The organism is Streptomyces sp. Q6 (assembly GCF_036967205.1).
GTDB classification, from domain to species: domain Bacteria; phylum Actinomycetota; class Actinomycetes; order Streptomycetales; family Streptomycetaceae; genus Streptomyces; species Streptomyces citrinus.
Genome location: NZ_CP146022.1, coordinates 5865726 through 5883002, shown reverse-complemented (window position 1 = coordinate 5883002; position 17277 = coordinate 5865726). Strand labels below are relative to the sequence as shown.

Sequence of the window (17277 nt, the reverse complement as noted above, 5' to 3'; positions counted from 1 at the left end):
CCAAGGCGAACGCACCGTAGCCAAGCGCCCGGTTCCCCCCTACTTTGTGCCCGTGCAGCACACGCCCGCGGCCAACCAGCCCACCCCGCCCTTCAACGCCCCTGCCGCCCGACGCCTGCGTGAGGCGCTCGGGATGGCACCGGGCCATGTCGCGTACGGCATGCGCGCCTCCTACGGACTCGCGCACGTCACGCCCGACCTGGTCATCGCCTGGGAGCACGGGGAGGCGGCACCCACACCGGCCGAACTGACCGCGCTCGCCGGGGCGTTGTGGTGCTCCCCCGGTGAACTCATCGGCGCGCCGCGGACCTTGCGCGAGCACCGGCTGGCGTACGGCCTGGCGCCGGAGGACGTGGCCCGTGCGGTGGGGCTGGAGATCCACTCGTATCTGCACATGGAGGAGACCGGTGAGTGGCGGGGCAACGAGCGGCAGTCGGCGGCGCTCGCCCAGGTGCTGCGTCTCGCGCCGCGCCCGTTCGCGACGGTGACCGGGCGGGACGGGCAGCTCGCGGACCTGTTGCGTTCGGCGGCGACCACCCGCTGGCAGGCGTACGTGAAGCCGCTGTCCCGGCTCGTGCCGGTGCCGCGGCGCGAGGCCGAGGACGTGCTGCACGAGATGCACCTGGAGTACCAGGCGCTGATGGCCGCGACGCTCAGCTGGGGCGGTGGGCCCTCGCGCGGGTCGGGGGACGCGGGGCGGGAGTTCCTGGAGCGGATCCTGGACGAGTTCTGGTCCAGGATCCGCAATCCGTGATCCGTGATCCGTAGGGGACGCGGGGCGGGTCTAGAAGACCGACTCCGCCTCGTCCATCCGGTCCTTGGGGACGGTCTTCAGCTCGGTGACGGCCTCGGCGAGCGGGACCATCGTGATGTCGGTGCCGCGCAGCGCCGTCATCCGGCCGAAGTCGCCGCGGTGCGCGGCCTCCACGGCGTGCCAGCCGAAGCGGGTCGCGAGCACGCGGTCGTACGCGGTGGGCGTGCCGCCGCGCTGGACGTGGCCGAGGATGACGGGCCGCGCCTCCTTGCCGAGGCGGGACTCCAGCTCGTACGCGAGGGCGGTGCCGATGCCCTGGAAGCGCTCGTGGCCGAACTGGTCGATGGCGCCCGTGCCGTAGTCCATGGTGCCCTCGGCGGGGTGCGCGCCCTCGGCGACGCAGATGACGGCGAACTTCTTGCCGCGGGCGAACCGCTCCTCGACCATCTTGACCAGGTCGGCCGGGTCGAAGGGCCGCTCGGGCAGGCAGATGCCGTGGGCGCCGCCGGCCATGCCGGACTCCAGGGCGATCCAGCCCGCGTGCCGGCCCATGACCTCGACGACCATCACGCGCTGGTGGGACTCGGCGGTGGTCTTCAGACGGTCGATCGCCTCGGTGGCGACGCCGACGGCGGTGTCGAAGCCGAAGGTGCGGTCGGTGGAGGAGATGTCGTTGTCGATCGTCTTCGGGACGCCGACGACCGGCAGGCCCGCGTCGGCGAGCATCCGGGCCGCGGTGAGCGTGCCCTCGCCGCCGATGGGGATGAGGACGTCGAAGCCGATCTCCTCGGCGAGCTGCTTGGCGTTGTCGCAGAACGCGCGGAACTTGTCGCGCTCCAGACGGGACGAGCCGAGGATGGTGCCGCCCCGGGCGAGGATGCCGGTGACCGCGTTCACGTCGAGCGGGCGCCAGCGCCCGTCGAGCAGCCCCGCGTAACCGTCCTCGAAGCCGAGCACCTCGTCGCCGTAGTGCGTGACGGCGCGGTGCACGACCGACCGGATCACTGCGTTCAGGCCAGGGCAGTCGCCGCCTGCGGTGAGAACTCCGATACGCATCTGGCTGTGTCTCCTGCTCGCTACTGGTACGTCTGAGCCATGCCGATTCTTCCACGCTCGGAGAGGCACCGCGTTCGCGGACGGCCACATGGGGAGCTTCGGCACGGTCGGAACGGGCACGAGGACCCTGCTGTTCAGGCCCTTTGTCCGGCGGGCGACCTAGCCATGCCCGGAGGTATTGTCAAGGGGGCACGGCTTCCGATACGGCCATTTTTTGCTTCGCGAAGGCGCGGGGCCGGCAGGTACGAGGGGCCGAGGCACCGAGGGACCGAGAGAGAGGGAGAGCACGCGTGACGCGCAGCGTGTACGTGACCGGGATCGACCGGGGCGACGGCCGCCAGGTCGTCGAGCTGGGAGTCATGGAACTCCTGACCCGCCAGGTCGACCGGGTGGGGGTCTTCCGGCCACTGGTCCACGACGGTCCCGACCGGCTCTTCGATCTGCTGCGGGCCCGCTACCGCCTCTCGCAGGACCCGGCGAGCGTGTACGGCCTCGAGTACCACGAGGCGTCCGCGATCCAGGCCGAGCAGGGCACCGACGAACTGGTCTCGCGTCTCGTCGACCGGTTCCACGGGGTGGCCCGCGACTACGACGTCGTCCTCGTGCTCGGCACGGACTTCGCCGACACCCAGCTGCCGGACGAGCTGGCCCTCAACGCCCGGCTCGCCAACGAGTTCGGTGCCTCCGTCCTCCCGGTCGTCGGCGGCAGGAAGCAGCCCGAGGACTCGGTGCGCGCCGAGGCCCGCAACGCCTACCGCGCCTATGACGGCCTGGGCTGCGACGTCCTCGCGATGGTCGTGAACCGGGTCGCGCCGGACGACCGCGACGAGATGCACGAGCGGCTCTCCAACCGGCTGCCGGTCCCCTGCTACGTCCTTCCCGACGAACCCGCCCTGTCCGCGCCGACCGTCTCCCAGATCACCCAGGCCCTCGGCGGCACGGTGCTGCTCGGTGACGACGCGGGCCTGGCGCGCGACGCGCTGGACTTCGTCTTCGGCGGCGCCATGCTGCCGAACTTCCTCAACGCCCTGACGCCGGGCTGCATGGTCGTGACCCCCGGCGACCGCGCCGACCTCGTCGTCGGCTCGCTGGCCGCGCACAGCGCGGGCACGCCGCCGATCGCGGGCGTGCTCCTGACGCTGAACGAGCGGCCCGGCGAGGAGATCCTCAAGCTGGCCGACCGGCTGGCGCCGGGCACCCCGGTGGTCGCGGTGGCCGGCGGTTCCTTCCCCACGGCGGCCGAACTCTTCGCCCTGGAAGGGAAGTTGAACGCGTCGACCCCGAGGAAGGCCGAGACGGCTCTCGGTCTCTTCGAGCGGTACGTCGACACGGCGGGGCTCCTGAAGACGATCCAGGCCCCGTCCTCCGATCGGGTGACGCCGATGATGTTCGAGCACAAGCTCCTGGAGCAGGCCCGCGCGGACAAGCGTCGCGTCGTCCTGCCCGAGGGCACCGAGGAGCGGGTGCTGCGCGCCGCCGACGTGCTGCTGCGCCGCGGCGTCTGCGACCTCACGCTGCTCGGCCCGGTCGAGCAGATCCGCAAGAAGGCGGCCGACCTCGGCGTCGACCTCGCCGACTCGCAGCTCATCGACCCGCAGACGTCCGAGCTGCGGGAGCGTTTCGCCGGCGAGTACGCGGCGCTGCGCGCCCACAAGGGCGTCACCGTCGAGCTGGCCCACGACGTGGTCGCCGACGTGAACTACTTCGGCACGCTGATGGTCCAGGGCGGCCTCGCCGACGGCATGGTGTCGGGGTCGGTGCACTCCACGGCCGCGACCATCCGCCCCGCGTTCGAGATCATCAAGACGAAGCCGGACGCCGCGATCGTGTCGTCCGTCTTCTTCATGTGCCTGGCCGACAAGGTCCTCGTGTACGGCGACTGCGCCGTGAACCCGGACCCGAACGCCCAGCAGCTCGCCGACATCGCCACGCAGTCGGCCGGCACGGCGGCCCAGTTCGGCGTCGACCCGCGGATCGCGATGCTGTCGTACTCCACGGGCACCTCGGGGTCGGGCGCCGACGTCGACAAGGTCCGCGAGGCCACGGAGATCGTCAAGGGCGCGCGCCCCGACCTGCGGATCGAGGGGCCGATCCAGTACGACGCGGCGGTCGAGCCGTCCGTCGCGGCCACCAAGCTGCCCGGGTCCGCGGTCGCGGGCCAGGCGAGCGTGCTGATCTTCCCGGACCTCAACACCGGCAACAACACGTACAAGGCCGTGCAGCGGTCGGCCGGCGCGATCGCCGTCGGCCCGGTCCTCCAGGGGCTGCGCAAGCCGGTCAACGACCTGTCGCGCGGCGCGCTCGTGCAGGACATCGTGAACACCGTGGCCATCACGGCGATCCAGGCCCAGACGCCGGCCACCTGACCCTCGTACCCGACGAAAAGGCACCCCCTCCGTGACTGCGACCCGAGTCCTCGTCCTCAACTCCGGCTCCTCCTCGGTCAAGTACCAGCTGCTCGACATGCGCGACGGCGCCCGGCTCGCCCAGGGCCTCGTCGAGCGGATCGGCGAGGAGACCTCCCGGCTCAAGCACACGCCGCTGACCGGCGGCGGCGGGGAGAGCCGGGAGCAGAACCGGCCGATCGCCGACCACGAGGAGGCCCTGAAGGCGGTGGCCGGCGAGCTGGCGCACGACGGGCTCGGCCTGGACTCCCCCGAGCTGGCCGCGATCGGTCACCGAGTGGTGCACGGCGGCAAGTTCTTCACGCAGCCGACGGTGATCGACGACGCGGTGCTCAAGGAGGTGGAGCGGCTCATCCCGGTGGCGCCGCTGCACAACCCGGCGAACCTCACGGGCATCCGTACGGCGATGGCGCTCCGCCCCGATCTGCCGCAGGTCGCGGTGTTCGACACGGCGTTCCACACGACGATGCCGGAGTCGGCGTCGCGCTACGCGATCGACGTGAAGACCGCCGACGAGCACCGCATCCGGCGCTACGGCTTCCACGGCACGTCGCACGCGTACGTGTCGCGCAGGACCGCCGAGCTCCTCGGCAAGGAGCCGGAGGAGGTCAACGTCATCGTGCTGCACCTGGGCAACGGCGCCTCGGCGTCGGCGGTGCGCGGCGGGGTGTGCGTGGAGACGTCGATGGGCCTGACACCGCTTGAGGGCCTGGTGATGGGTACCCGTTCAGGAGACGTCGACCCGGCCGTCATCTTCCATCTGATGCGGGTGGGCAACATGTCGGCGGACGAGATCGACGTCCTGCTCAACAAGAAGTCGGGCCTGATCGGCCTGTGCGGCGACAACGACATGCGCGAGATCCGCCGTCGTATCGACGAGGGGGACCAGGAGGCGCGGCTCGCCTTCGACATCTACATCCACCGCCTGAAGAAGTACATCGGGGCCTACTACGCGGTGCTCGGCCGGGTGGACGCGGTCGCGTTCACGGCGGGGGTCGGCGAGAACGCGGCGCCGGTGCGCGAGGCTGCGGTCTCGGGTCTGGAGGAGCTGGGCCTCACGGTCGACGGGGAGCTCAATTCCGTACGTTCCGACGAGGCCCGGATCATCTCGCCCGAGTACGCCCGGGTGGCTGTCGCCGTGGTGCCGACCGACGAGGAGCTGGAGATCGCCCGGCAGACGTACGCGCTGGTCGGTGACAGTGACCGTCGTCACGCCTGAGCGCACAACCGCCCATTTGTAGATTCCACCAGACGGAATATTCCGTAGCGAAACAAACCGATAGGATCGCCCCCATGCGCCGTTCCAAAATCGTCTGCACGCTGGGCCCCGCCGTCGACTCCGAAGAGCAGCTCGTCTCGCTGATCGAGGCCGGCATGAATGTGGCCCGCTTCAACTTCAGCCACGGCACCCACGCCGAGCACCAGGGTCGCTACGACCGTGTCCGTGCCGCCGCCACCAAGACGGGCCGCGCCGTGGGCGTGCTCGCCGACCTCCAGGGTCCGAAGATCCGCCTGGAGACGTTCGCCGAGGGCCCCGTCGAGCTGGTGCGCGGTGACGAGTTCACCATCACCACCGAGGACGTGCCCGGCGACAAGTCGATCTGTGGCACGACGTACAAGGGGCTGCCGGGCGACGTGTCGCGCGGTGACCAGATCCTGATCAACGACGGCAACGTCGAGCTCAAGGTGATGGACGTCGAGGGCCCGCGGGTCAAGACGATCGTCATCGAGGGCGGTGTCATCTCCGACCACAAGGGCATCAACCTGCCGGGCGCGGCCGTCAACGTCCCGGCCCTGTCCGAGAAGGACATCGAGGACCTGCGCTTCGCCCTGAAGATGGGCTGCGACATGGTCGCCCTGTCCTTCGTGCGCGACGCCAACGACGTCAAGGACGTCCACAAGGTGATGGACGAGGAGGGCCGCCGGGTCCCCGTCATCGCCAAGGTGGAGAAGCCGCAGGCCGTCGCCAACATGGAGGGCGTCGTCGCGGCGTTCGACGCGGTGATGGTGGCCCGTGGCGACCTCGCCGTCGAGTACCCGCTCGAGAAGGTCCCGATGGTGCAGAAGCGCCTCGTGGAGATGTGCCGCCGCAACGCCAAGCCGGTGATCGTCGCGACCCAGATGATGGAGTCGATGATCACCAACTCGCGCCCCACGCGCGCCGAGGCGTCCGACGTCGCGAACGCGATCCTGGACGGCGCCGACGCGGTCATGCTGTCCGCCGAGTCGTCGGTCGGCGCGTACCCGATCGAGACCGTCAAGACGATGTCGAAGATCGTCCAGGCGGCCGAGGAGGAGCTGCTCTCCAAGGGCCTCCAGCCGCTCGTCCCGGGCAAGAAGCCGCGCACCCAGGGTGGTTCGGTGGCCCGCGCCGCGTGCGAGATCGCGGACTTCCTGGACGGCGAGGCGCTGGTCGCCTTCACGCACTCCGGTGACACGGCCCGCCGGCTGTCCCGCTACCGCGCGGCCCAGCCGATCCTGGCCTTCACCACGCAGGAGAGCACCCGCAACCAGCTCGCGCTGAGCTGGGGCGTGGAGTCGTACGTCGTGCCGCACGTGGACTCGACGGACGAGATGGTCGAGCTGGTCGACGCCGAGCTGATCAAGCTCAGCCGCTTCAACGACGGCGACACCGTGGTCATCACGGCCGGCTCGCCCCCCGGCGTCCCCGGCACCACCAACATGGTCCGGGTGCACCACCTCGGCGGCGGTCAGCGCGACTGACGCACGCACACGGCAATGACTGAGGGCGCCCCCGATGGGGGGCGCCCTCAGTCGTGTGCGGCTCCCGGAAAAGTTCTGTGGGGACAGTCAGCTGTCCTCGATCGTGCTCCGCAGCCCGGGGACGTGCAGGGTGCCGCCGAACTGCGCCGCCTGCGTCACCTTCACGTTGGTGAAGTACAGGATCGGCAGGTTGATCGGCGGCGGGTTCTTGGCGTTGAACGTCATGGGGATGAGCCCGAGCAGATTGCCCGAGAGCTCCTCCGTGTACATCGTCGTCTTCCCGTCGCGGATCGTGGACGTCGAGCCCTTGTCCGACCGGATGTGGAAGGACTTGCCGTTCGGGCCGGGGGCTATCTGGTGCAGATCCCCGATGTCCGTCCCGTCCGAGATGACGTACTTCATGACGCGCTTGGTGGTGCCGTCGGCCATCTTGACGTCGACGAGGCCCTTGTAGTCCGCGCCCTTGAGCAGGAGCGAACTGGCCTCCAACTTCCAGCTGGCGTTCGGCAGTCGGACGGGGGTCTCCTCGTCGGCACCCGCCGCGTCCGTGGCGACCGGGCAGTCCTCGGGGATGCCGGTGGCGCTCGGCGACGGGGTCGCCGCGTCCTCGGCCTTCTCCGTGGCGTCCTTCGCCGCGTCGCCGACCGTGTCCGTGGTGTCCTTGACCGCGTCCCCGGCCTTGTCGGTCGTGTCCTTGACCGTGCCCTCGACCGCGTCCGTCGTGTCCTTGACGGTGTCGCCGAGGTCGCCGGACGACGAGGACGCTGACGCGGACGGCGACGGGGTCGGGCTCGCCGACTCCTTGTCGTCCGGCGTGAACAGGTCCTTGAGCGCGTCGCCGACACCCAGCGGGTCGAGCGGGTTCTTCGTCTCGGACGGCGAGGGCGACGGGGTGGCCGCGTCCTTGCTGTCGGTCGACGTCGACGCGGAGGCGGACGGCGTGGGCGTCGGCTTCGCCGTGTCCTTGCCGTCCGTGGAGCCCGCGGCGGAGTCCTTGTCGCCGTCCGCGCCGTCCGCGCTGTCCTTGGATGCGGACGCGGACGGGGACGGCGTCGGAGTGGCGGACTCCGTGGCCTCGTTCTTGTCGTCGGTGGCGGTCTTGCCGTCCCGCTCCGCCTCGACGGCGTCGGCGCACGCCTTGTAGTCGTCGGCCGAGAAGTTCGTCGGGTTGTCCTTGGCCAGCGCCAGCGTGGGCGTCAGGCCCATACCCATCAGGACGGCCGTGGGCATCGCCGCGATGGCTATGGCCTTGCCCGCGGGCATGTGCAGCCTGGTGAACAGATGCTTCCGCGGCGCCGCGTGTCGCGGCCCGGTTCTCGCACGGGGCTCCTCCACGGAGTCCTCGTGGTGCACCTCGTCAGCCGGCACGGTGCCTCCCGTTCGTCCCGTCATCCGGGCTTGTTCCTGACTCGTCATTTGCGCCCGCGACCTGATGGGGGGCGTCCGCGACGGGCGGCACGACGGCCATCCCCTCGCCGGCGTCGCCCTTCGGCGCTTCCGCCTGCGGCGTGGCAGGGGCCCACGAGATACCGAGGGCGCCACCGACCAGGGCCAGCAGGAAACCGATGACGAATCCGCCGAAGTTGGAGACGACAAGGGAGACCAGAGCGAGCAGGATCGCCGCGACACCCGCGAAGATGCGGGAGTGGTACTGGAACCACATCGTGAGGCCGAGCACGACGAGCAGGACACCGATGATCAGAGATCCCGCACCGGCCGTGGTGGCCATCCGGATCGTCATCGAGCCGAGCGTCAGGTTCGCGTACGGGAAATACATGATCGGGATGCCACCGAGCACGGTCAACATGCCTGCCCAGAAGGGGCGTTGGCCGCGCCAAGTGCGGAACGTCCGGCGTGCGTGGCCGAACCTGTCGCCCAACCCTGCTTGCGCTTCGGCGCTCATGTCGTACAGCTCCTCAGGACTGGCGTTTCGTTCGGTGGTGATGTGTGCGGTACGGGCACGGGGACCGCGGCCGAATCGAGCGGGCCATGTCCCCGCGCCCTTCCGTGAGGCGCGATACGGCGAGGGGAATCGCTAGGCGGTGAGGCCTAGTAGCACTCGATGCCCTTGCCGCTGCCCTTCTTCAGGCTCATGTTCAGCCCGTTGAGCTTGAAGGTGCCGGCGCTCGTCGCCCAGGCGGTCTGGTCGACGTCGGTCAGGGTGGCGTGGGACGCCTCCTGAGCGAAGCCATTGGGGTCGGACTGCTCCTTGCCCCCCTTCATGCCGGGGCCCTTGCTGGAGGACCCGGCAGCCACACCGATGTTGATGTCGGTGAACTCGGCATCCGCCTTGAGCTGCGCGACGTCGATGTAGATCTTGTCGGCATGCGCCGGCTTGCCGCCGCCACCGGCCTTCAGCACCAGCGTCACGTCACCGAGAACCGGCACGTGGGTGACCACGGACTGGCACATGTTGGTGAGGTCGGCCGAGTTGAACGCGGAGACCGAGACCGGGTGAGGGGTCCCGTTCTTCTCCGCGTCGATGGCGCCGTACTGGATCATGCCGTCGGCGTCGAGCTTGTCGACGTGCACCTTGAACGACTGACCCGACACACTGAACGATGCCGCGAGCGCACCCTGGGACAGGGCCACGCCTATCGCGGCTGTCGCCGCGACGCTCGGCACCATGACTACGGCGAACCGCTTCCATCTGGTTCCGCCACGAATCATGGAATTCACGACTTTTCCTCCTTCTCGGACGTACATCTCCTGACCCTGACTGCCACTTACGGCGGCTCAGCCGGGCAGGGATGGGAGAAGTGCTACGTCCTCGGGAAGGAGAGCGCCCGTATCGGAGGTACTGGTCCTCTGCACCCTGATCACCGGCGATCACCCCCGAGCGACAACCACTGGTCGCACCTGAGCCATCACGCGCAACCTGCCGGACAGGCCCAGCCGAATGGCTGAGACCCCCCTGTCCTGAGACCGCCGACGCTCCCCTTGGTTCGCCGACGACCTACTCGGTGGGGACCCAGAACCCCACGGCCCGAATGGCTGACGGACGGTGGGGAGTGGACCGAGCGTGCCCGATCGTGGTGCATTCCAGCCGCTCGCACAAGGGGGTTCGTTACTCACGGGTAACGGACGGATAACCGAACCACGACCACCCGGCATCGACCGACGACGCTGGGTGCTGTCAAGTGAGTTGCCATACACACGGAATCCGGTACGGATCCGGACAGAAGAAGCCCCCCGACTTACTCCAAGTAACAGCGGCCGCCTTTACCAAGTTTTGGTAAAGCGCGACCGCTGTGCGCCCCTGGGGACAGAATTTTCACCCCGGCACCACAAGCCGCGGCGTTTAGGGACTGGTCACCGATGGCTCAGAAGAGAACCCGGGCCAGAGCCGTACGAGCCGTGGTCACCCGGGGGTCGTCGCCGCCCACGACCTCGAAGAGTTCGAGGAGGCGGACCCGTGCGGCGTCCCGGTCGTCGCCCGCCGAACGCGCCACCGCGTCGACCAGCCGACCGAAGGCGTCCTCGACATGCCCGCCGACCAGGTCCAGGTCGGCGGCCGCGATCTGGGCCCGCACGTCGCCGGGGCGCTCCGCCGCGTCCTTCCGGACGGCCTGCGGGTCCATGTCCTGGACGCGCTGGAGGAGTTCGGCCTGGCCGAGGCCGAGCTTGGCCTCGGTGTTGCCCGGGTCGTCGGACAGCACGTTCTTGTACGCCTGGATCGCGCCGGCCATGTCGCCCGCGTCCAGAGCCTGAACGGCCGCTTCGAGAAGGGAGTCGTACGGACCGGCCGGAGCCTCCACGACCGGCGCGGGCCCTTCCGCGTTCTGGTCGACGGTGATGCCCGTGAGCCCGAAGCGCTCCTCGGCGACCTGGATCAACTGGTCGAGCGTGCCCCGGATCTGGGCCTCGGGGGCGGCGCCCTGGAAGAGCGGCAGTGCCTGTCCCGCGACGACGGCGAAGACGGCGGGGATCCCCTGGACCCCGAACTGCTGCATCAGCATCTGGTTGGCGTCGACGTCGATCTTGGCGAGGACGAACCGGCCGCTGTACTCGGCGGCGAGCCGCTCGAGCAGCGGGCTCAGCTGCTTGCAGGGCTCGCACCACTCGGCCCAGAAGTCGATGACGACGGGCACTTCGGTGGAACGCTGGAGTACATCGCGCTCGAAGCCGGCCTCGTCTACGTCGATGACGAGACTGGACGCCGGGACGGCCGCCGGGCCGCCGCCCTGCCGGGCCGCTTCGGCGCGCGCCTGCTCCGCCTTCGCCTTGGCCTCCTGGGCCGCCTTCACCGCGGCGAGGTCGACGACTCCGCTCATGGACATGTTCCGTGGCTGCATGCGTACAGTCTCCCCCTTCCGCGGACGGTTGTGGGCCGGGTCCGGCTCCGTGGGCCTCCCGCCGGATTGCGAGACGCAATGAGAGACACGGAGCGGACTCGGCCGGGCGTTTCGGTACCGGGTCCCCACCCGGCACCAGTGGGTGCCGCTCGTCGTGACCGGCTCGGGGTGCAGATCCGAGTCGACCGTTACGAGTTCGCGCTTTCGCTACGAGTCGTAGCGTAACTGCCGGCCCCGGCGCGTGGGGCCCGAACCCCGGTGATCTGCCTCACCCGCGCCCCGGCGCCTACCGGCCGGTATGGTCCTTGACCATGCAGAGCCGCACGCCGCCCCGTACAGGTCGCCCCCGGTCCGCCGCGGCGGACGAGGCGATCCTGGAGGCGACGCGTGCGGCGCTCGTGGAGCTCGGCTGGTCGAAGCTGACGCTCGGCGACGTGGCGACGCGGGCGGGCGTCGCGAAGACGACCCTGTACCGCCGCTGGGCGGGCAAGAACGAGCTCGTGGTCGACGCGGTGGCCGTCCTCTTCGATGAACTCGAACTGCCCGACAGAGGTTCCCTCGCGGCCGACATCGAGGGCGTGGTCCTTCAGTTCGCGGCGATCCTGGACCGCCCCGAGACGAAGACGGCGCTGATGGCGGTGGTCGCGGAGTCCACCCGGGACGCTCCGCTGCGGGAGCGGATCCGTACGTCGATCGTGGACCGGCAGAAACGTCTCGTCCTGGAGGGACGGGCCCGCGCGGAGCAGCGCGGCGAGCTTCCGGCGGCGCCGGACCCCGCCGCGGCCGCCCGCACCGCGGACCTGATCTTCGACGTGGCGGCGGGGGCGGTGGTGCACCGGACGCTGGTGAGCGCGGAGCCGGTGGACGCCGAGTGGGTCCGCCGGTTCACGCTCCTCCTCCTGGGCGGCCTGGCGGCCGCGGCCGGCTAGGGCCTGTCCGGCGGGCGTCAGTCGTTCCAGGCGCAACTGCCCAGGGTGGCACGGTCCTTGGCGACCAGGGCGTCCGCCTCCGCGGCCGGCAGGGCGCGCGTGCGCCGCGAGAGGCAGACGACGGTCCGGTCGGACCGGCCGGCCAGGTCGACCAGGATCTGGTCCCAGTGGCGGTACTGGACGTCGTGCGCGGAGTCGGCGTACGTCCGCGTCTTCACCGTCGTCCCCGTGAACGCCGACCGCCAGGCGGCGAGCGTGCTCGCCGGGACCGTCGTGTCCTTGTCCCCGTGGTACAGGAACACCGGTGCCCCGAGCTTCGACACGTCGGGGCCCGGCCGGTCGCAGTACAGCCGCTGCTCGTGCACCTGCGGCGCCGGATCGGCCTGCTGGCCGCGCTGGTTGTAGGTCCGCGCGCCGTCCTCGTACGCGGTGTCGGCGAAGCCGGGGATCGCGTGGACGGGGCTGTCGTCGGGGAAGGCCCACCACACGCGCGGGTCCTTGATCTGGTCCTCGACCGCGGCCCTCAGCCGGTCGTCGGTGAGGGCGCAGTACGCGGGCCTGTCGCCGTACGGGGGCAGCGCGGCGGCGAGGTGCAGGGCGCTGACCCGCTCGGGCGCGCGCGAGGCGATCTGGGCGGCGTAGGGGCCGCCGCCGGAGATGGCGACCACCTTGAAGTGCTCGACGCCGAGCCGGTCGAGGACTTCGAGGGCGTCCTCGGCGTAGTCGGCCGCGCCGAGCTTCGGGTCGTAGTCGGTGTCCCCGAAGCCGTTGCGCTCGACCGTGATCATCCGCAGCCCCAGATCCTGTCTGGTGGTCCGGAAGAAGTCGGTCATGTGGACGGCGCGGGCGCTGGTCCCGGTGCCGCCGATGTAGAGCACGGGGGTGCCGTCGGCCGGACCCGAGTCGGTGTAGTGGGCGGTGCGGCCCGACGGGAGTTTCGCGGCGCGCACGTCGGCGCCCAGCGAGTCGAAGGAGTTCTGCACCTTCGGCTCGGCCGGCGGGCTCGCGCTCACCGCCCCGGTGCCGCCGATGGCGATCCCTCCGGCGAGGGCGAGGACGGCGACACCGACGGTGGTCGTGGTGCGGTCGAGCGCGAAGCGTGGCACGGGGAACTCCTGGGGTGCGCGGGACAGTTGACGTGCCCGCGCCTACCCAGTCCGTCCGGACCGACACGCGAAGTGGCTGGTCAGAAGCCCGCCGGCTCGGTGTAGACGCCCCACTCGTCGCGCAGCACGCCGCAGATCTCGCCGAGCGTCGCCTCCGCGCGCACCGCGTCGAGCATCGGCGCGATCATGTTGGCGCCGCTGCGCGCGGCGTCCAGCATGGCGTCCAGCGCGGTGCGCACCGCGGCGTCGTCGCGGCCCGCCTTCCGGTCCCCGAGGGCCCGGACCTGCTCGCGCTCCACCTCGTGGCTGACCCGCAGGATCTCCAGGTCGCCGGTGACGGAGCCGTGGTGGGCGTTGACGCCGACGACCCGCTTGTCGCCCTTCTCCAGGGACTGCTGGTACTGGAACGCCGACTCGGCGATCTCCCCGGTGAACCAGCCGTCCTCGATGCCGCGCAGGATCCCGGAGGTGACGGGACCGATGGGGTGCCGCCCGTCGGGGTGCGCCCGCAGGCCCCGCTCCTTGATCTGGTCGAAGATCTTCTCGGCGTCGGCCTCGATGCGGTCGGTGAGCTGCTCCACGTACCAGGAGCCGCCCAGCGGGTCCGCGACGTTGGCGACGCCGGTCTCCTCCATGAGCACCTGCTGTGTGCGCAGCGCGATCTCGGCCGCCTGCTCGCTCGGCAGGGCGAGGGTCTCGTCCAGCGCGTTCGTGTGCAGGGAGTTCGTCCCGCCGAGCACGGCCGCGAGCGCCTCCACGGCCGTGCGGACGACGTTGTTGTACGGCTGCTGCGCGGTCAGCGAGACGCCGGCGGTCTGGGTGTGGAAGCGGAGCCACTGCGCCTTCTCGCTGCGCGCCCCGTACACGTCCCGCATCCAGCGCGCCCAGATACGCCGGGCCGCGCGGAACTTGGCGATCTCCTCGAAGAAGTCGACGTGCGCGTCGAAGAAGAAGGAGAGGCCCGGCGCGAAGACGTCGACGTCGAGTCCGCGGCTCAGCCCCAGCTCCACGTAGCCGAAGCCGTCGGCGAGGGTGTACGCCAGCTCCTGCGCGGCCGTCGAACCGGCCTCGCGGATGTGGTACCCGGACACCGAGAGCGGCTTGTAGGCGGGGATGGACGACGCGCAGTGCTCCATCAGGTCGCCGATCAGGCGCAGATGCGGCTCGGGCTGGAAGAGCCACTCCTTCTGCGCGATGTACTCCTTGAAGATGTCGGTCTGGAGCGTGCCGTTGAGGACGGCCGGGTCGACGCCCTGCCGTTCGGCCGCGACCAGGTACATGCAGAAGACGGGCACGGCGGGCCCGCTGATCGTCATCGACGTCGTGACGTCACCGAGCGGGATGTCCTGGAAGAGGACCTCCATGTCCGCGGCGGAGTCGATCGCGACGCCGCAGTGCCCGACCTCGCCGAGGGCGCGCGGGTCGTCGGAGTCGCGTCCCATCAGCGTCGGCATGTCGAAGGCGACGGAGAGCCCGCCGCCGCCGTTCGCGAGGATCTTCTTGTAGCGCTCGTTCGTCTGCTCGGCGTTGCCGAACCCGGCGAACTGGCGGATGGTCCAGGTGCGGCCCCGGTAGCCGGTCGGGTAGAGACCGCGCGTGTACGGGTACTCGCCGGGCCACCCGATCCGCTCGAAGCCCTCGTACGTGTCCCCGGGCCGTGGCCCGTAGACGGGGTCGACCGGGTCCCCGGAGAGCGTGCTGAAGTCGGCGTCGCGCTTTCGGGCGGCGTCGTAGCGGGCCTGCCAGCGACGGCGGCCCTCCTCGATGGCGGCGGTACCGGCGGTGGCGTCAGCGTCCTTGCTTCCCATACCTTCGAATTTACTAGGACGTCCTAGTAAATGTCGATGGCGAACCGCCCGCACATCGTGCGAGCGGTGGGATGCCGGGGTGCTACGCCTTGGCGAGGCGGGTGCCGTCGTCCGAGACCTTGGCCTCCAGCTCGGCCGAGACCTTGCGCTCGACGAAGAAGGCGGCGGTCGGGATGGTGCCCGCGATGAGCACCCACAGCTGCTTGCCGACCGGCCACTTCGCCTTGGAGCCCAGGTCGAAGGCGAAGACGAGGTAGATCACGTACAGCCAGCCGTGCGCGATGGCGATGACGCGCGTGACGTCGGCGGCGCCGTCCATGCCGAGCGCGTACTTGGCGATCATGCCGAGGCAGAGGAGGACGAGAAGCACGCCGGTCACGTAAGCCATGATCCGATAGCGGGTCAGCACGGATTTCTTCATGCCTACGAGCCTAACCGGACCCAAAACCGGCGAGAACGCCAGCCCGTCGCCTCAGCCCTCGTCCTCGAAATCGTGGGCCGCCACCCGCAGCGGGCGCAGCATCGCGAAGATCTCGCCGCACTCGTCGCCGTCGTACACGCCGAGTCCGAAGTCCATCGCCATCAGGTCGCGGGTGGCCGACTCCACGACCTCGCGGCCCTTGTCGGTGATGGTGGCGAGCGTGCCGCGCCCGTCGTTGGGGTTGGGTCGCTTGTCGACGAAGCCCGACGTCACGAGCCGGTCGACGGTGTTCGTGACCGACGTCGGATGCACCATCAGACGCTCGCCGATCTTCGACATGGGCAGCTCGCCCGACTTGGAGAAGGTGAGCAGCACCAGCGCCTCGTAGCGCGCGAACGTCAGCCCGTACGGCTTGACGACGGCGTCGACCTCGGCGAGCAGGATCTGGTGCGCGCGCATGATCGAGGTGATCGCCGCCATGGACGGCACGGATCCCCACCGCTGTTTCCAGTGCTCGTCGGCGCGGGCGATGGGATCGAAAGCAAGGCTGAGCGGCTTCGGCACGCCCACGACCTTACCGGCCGGTCACATCGTGGTCAGCCCCGTCTCGGCCTTTGGGCCCCCGGCGCCCGCCACGCCCTAATACACCGTAACGAAGATCCCTTATGCAACGATTGCCCGGTATCGCTCCGCCACTGGTCCACGCGCTCCGACTCCAGGGGTCCTGATGTCCGTCCCGTCCGTCCGCAGGCCCGCACTCACCCTCGGCACGGCCGCCGCCGCGCTGCTCCTGACCGCCCTCGCCACCGGCTGCTCGGGCGGCGGTTCCGACTCCGGCCGCGACCCGGCCGCCGAGGCCGCGGGCCGGACCGCGCCCACCCACGACTCCGACGCGTCACCGTTCTGGGTCGACCCCGCCTCGGCCGCCGCCGTCCAGGCCGACCAGTGGGAGAAGCAGGGCCGCGCCTCGGACGCGGCCGTCATCCGGCGCATCGCCCAGCGCCCACAGGCCATGTGGGTACCGGGCGACTATCCGCGCCCCGCGATCGCCGAGGCCGCCACGCAGGCCACGAAGGCGGACAAGACCATGGTCCTGGTCGCGTACAACATTCCGCACCGGGACTGCGGGCAGCACTCCGCGGGCGGGGCGCACAGCGCGGACTTCTACTACCAGTGGATCGACGCGTTCGCGACGGGCATCGGCGACGCGAAGGCGCTCGTCGTCCTCGAACCCGACGCGCTCGGCCACATCGTCGACGGCTGCACCCCGGCCGAGTACCACGACCAGCGCTACGAGCTGATCTCCGCCGCGATCGACCGCCTGAAGAAGCAGCCGAACACCACGGTCTACGTCGACGCCGGCAACCCGGCCTGGATCCCGGACGCCACCAAACTCGTCGAGCCGCTGCGCCGCGCCGGGATCGCCAAGGCGGACGGCTTCGCGCTGAACGTGTCCAACTTCCAGACCGACCAGTCGAGCTCGGCGTACGGCCGCGGCCTCTCCGAACTGCTCGGCGGCGCGCACTTCGTGGTGGACACGAGCCGCAACGGCGCGGGCCCCTACGCCGACGGCGGCGCCGACTCCTGGTGCAACCCGCCGGGCCGGGCACTCGGCGCCTCACCGACCACGCGGACCGGTGACCCGCTGATCGACGCGTACCTGTGGGTCAAGCGGCCCGGCGAGTCGGACGGCACGTGCCGGGGCGGACCCAACGCGGGCACGTGGTGGGCCGACTACGCCCTGGGGCTCGCCCGCAACGCGGCGGGCTGAGCCCCGGG

15 protein-coding genes are annotated in these 17277 nt (G+C 70.4%); 6 read left to right on the top strand and 9 right to left on the bottom strand.

What is annotated here, in order from left to right:
- The first annotated feature begins 52 nt into the window (after positions 1 to 52).
- The gene (locus V2W30_RS27475) at positions 53 to 754 is read left to right on the top strand and encodes a helix-turn-helix transcriptional regulator (protein WP_338700672.1); all 702 of its coding nucleotides are present in this window, start codon (positions 53 to 55) and stop codon (positions 752 to 754) included.
- A gap of 30 nt (positions 755 to 784) precedes the next feature.
- Here V2W30_RS27475 and V2W30_RS27470 read toward each other — a convergent pair whose 3' ends face one another.
- The gene (locus V2W30_RS27470; protein WP_338700671.1) at positions 785 to 1810 is read right to left on the bottom strand and encodes an ATP-dependent 6-phosphofructokinase; all 1026 of its coding nucleotides are present in this window, start codon (positions 1808 to 1810) and stop codon (positions 785 to 787) included.
- Positions 1811 to 2100: 290 nt separating this feature from the next.
- Here V2W30_RS27470 and pta point away from each other — a divergent pair, with 290 nt between their 5' ends.
- The 3 genes from pta to pyk all read left to right on the top strand — a co-directional run bounded on the left by pta (position 2101) and on the right by pyk (position 6939).
- Positions 2101 to 4176, top strand: coding sequence for a phosphate acetyltransferase (pta, locus tag V2W30_RS27465; protein ID WP_338700670.1), 2076 nt, complete (start codon positions 2101 to 2103; stop codon positions 4174 to 4176).
- 31 nt (positions 4177 to 4207) lie between these two features.
- Positions 4208 to 5434 (top strand): acetate kinase, encoded by a 1227-nt coding sequence (locus tag V2W30_RS27460; protein ID WP_338700669.1) that lies wholly within the window; start codon positions 4208 to 4210, stop codon positions 5432 to 5434.
- A 74-nt stretch (positions 5435 to 5508) separates the two neighbouring features.
- Entirely contained in the window at positions 5509 to 6939 is a 1431-nt protein-coding gene (gene pyk, locus V2W30_RS27455) for a pyruvate kinase (protein WP_338700667.1), read from the top strand.
- A gap of 87 nt (positions 6940 to 7026) precedes the next feature.
- Here pyk and V2W30_RS27450 read toward each other — a convergent pair whose 3' ends face one another.
- From V2W30_RS27450 to V2W30_RS27435, 4 genes are all read right to left on the bottom strand, one after another.
- Positions 7027 to 8307 (bottom strand): hypothetical protein, encoded by a 1281-nt coding sequence (locus tag V2W30_RS27450; protein WP_338700665.1) that lies wholly within the window; start codon positions 8305 to 8307, stop codon positions 7027 to 7029.
- Positions 8297 to 8842 carry a DUF6114 domain-containing protein gene (locus tag V2W30_RS27445; protein WP_338700662.1) on the bottom strand — a complete coding sequence of 182 codons (546 nt, stop codon included), beginning with the start codon at positions 8840 to 8842 and terminating at the stop codon, positions 8297 to 8299. The genes V2W30_RS27450 and V2W30_RS27445 overlap by 11 nt, the downstream gene beginning before the upstream one ends.
- Before the next feature lie 146 nt (positions 8843 to 8988).
- Positions 8989 to 9618, bottom strand: coding sequence for a DUF6230 family protein (locus V2W30_RS27440; RefSeq protein WP_338700660.1), 630 nt, complete (start codon positions 9616 to 9618; stop codon positions 8989 to 8991).
- A 644-nt stretch (positions 9619 to 10262) separates the two neighbouring features.
- Positions 10263 to 11234, bottom strand: a complete 972-nt coding sequence (locus V2W30_RS27435; RefSeq protein ID WP_338700658.1) for a tetratricopeptide repeat protein — start codon at positions 11232 to 11234, stop codon at positions 10263 to 10265.
- A 311-nt stretch (positions 11235 to 11545) separates the two neighbouring features.
- On the opposite strand from V2W30_RS27435, the gene V2W30_RS27430 reads away from it, so the two are divergent.
- Positions 11546 to 12163 (top strand): TetR/AcrR family transcriptional regulator, encoded by a 618-nt coding sequence (locus tag V2W30_RS27430; RefSeq protein WP_338700656.1) that lies wholly within the window; start codon positions 11546 to 11548, stop codon positions 12161 to 12163.
- A 17-nt stretch (positions 12164 to 12180) separates the two neighbouring features.
- Here V2W30_RS27430 and V2W30_RS27425 read toward each other — a convergent pair whose 3' ends face one another.
- The 4 genes from V2W30_RS27425 to V2W30_RS27410 form a co-directional block, all read right to left on the bottom strand.
- Complete coding sequence (locus tag V2W30_RS27425; protein WP_338700653.1) at positions 12181 to 13269, bottom strand: alpha/beta hydrolase; 1089 nt, start codon at positions 13267 to 13269, stop codon at positions 12181 to 12183.
- Between the two features lie 80 nt (positions 13270 to 13349).
- Positions 13350 to 15077: a methylmalonyl-CoA mutase family protein gene (locus V2W30_RS27420; protein ID WP_338700651.1), complete on the bottom strand. Its 1728-nt coding sequence runs from the start codon at positions 15075 to 15077 to the stop codon at positions 13350 to 13352.
- Positions 15078 to 15159: 82 nt separating this feature from the next.
- Entirely contained in the window at positions 15160 to 15498 is a 339-nt protein-coding gene (locus V2W30_RS27415) for a DUF3817 domain-containing protein (RefSeq protein WP_338700649.1), read from the bottom strand.
- A gap of 51 nt (positions 15499 to 15549) precedes the next feature.
- Positions 15550 to 16062 (bottom strand): MarR family transcriptional regulator, encoded by a 513-nt coding sequence (locus tag V2W30_RS27410; protein WP_338700647.1) that lies wholly within the window; start codon positions 16060 to 16062, stop codon positions 15550 to 15552.
- Positions 16063 to 16225: 163 nt separating this feature from the next.
- Here V2W30_RS27410 and V2W30_RS27405 point away from each other — a divergent pair, with 163 nt between their 5' ends.
- The gene (locus V2W30_RS27405) at positions 16226 to 17269 is read left to right on the top strand and encodes a glycoside hydrolase family 6 protein (protein ID WP_338700645.1); all 1044 of its coding nucleotides are present in this window, start codon (positions 16226 to 16228) and stop codon (positions 17267 to 17269) included.
- The last annotated feature ends 8 nt before the right edge of the window (positions 17270 to 17277 follow it).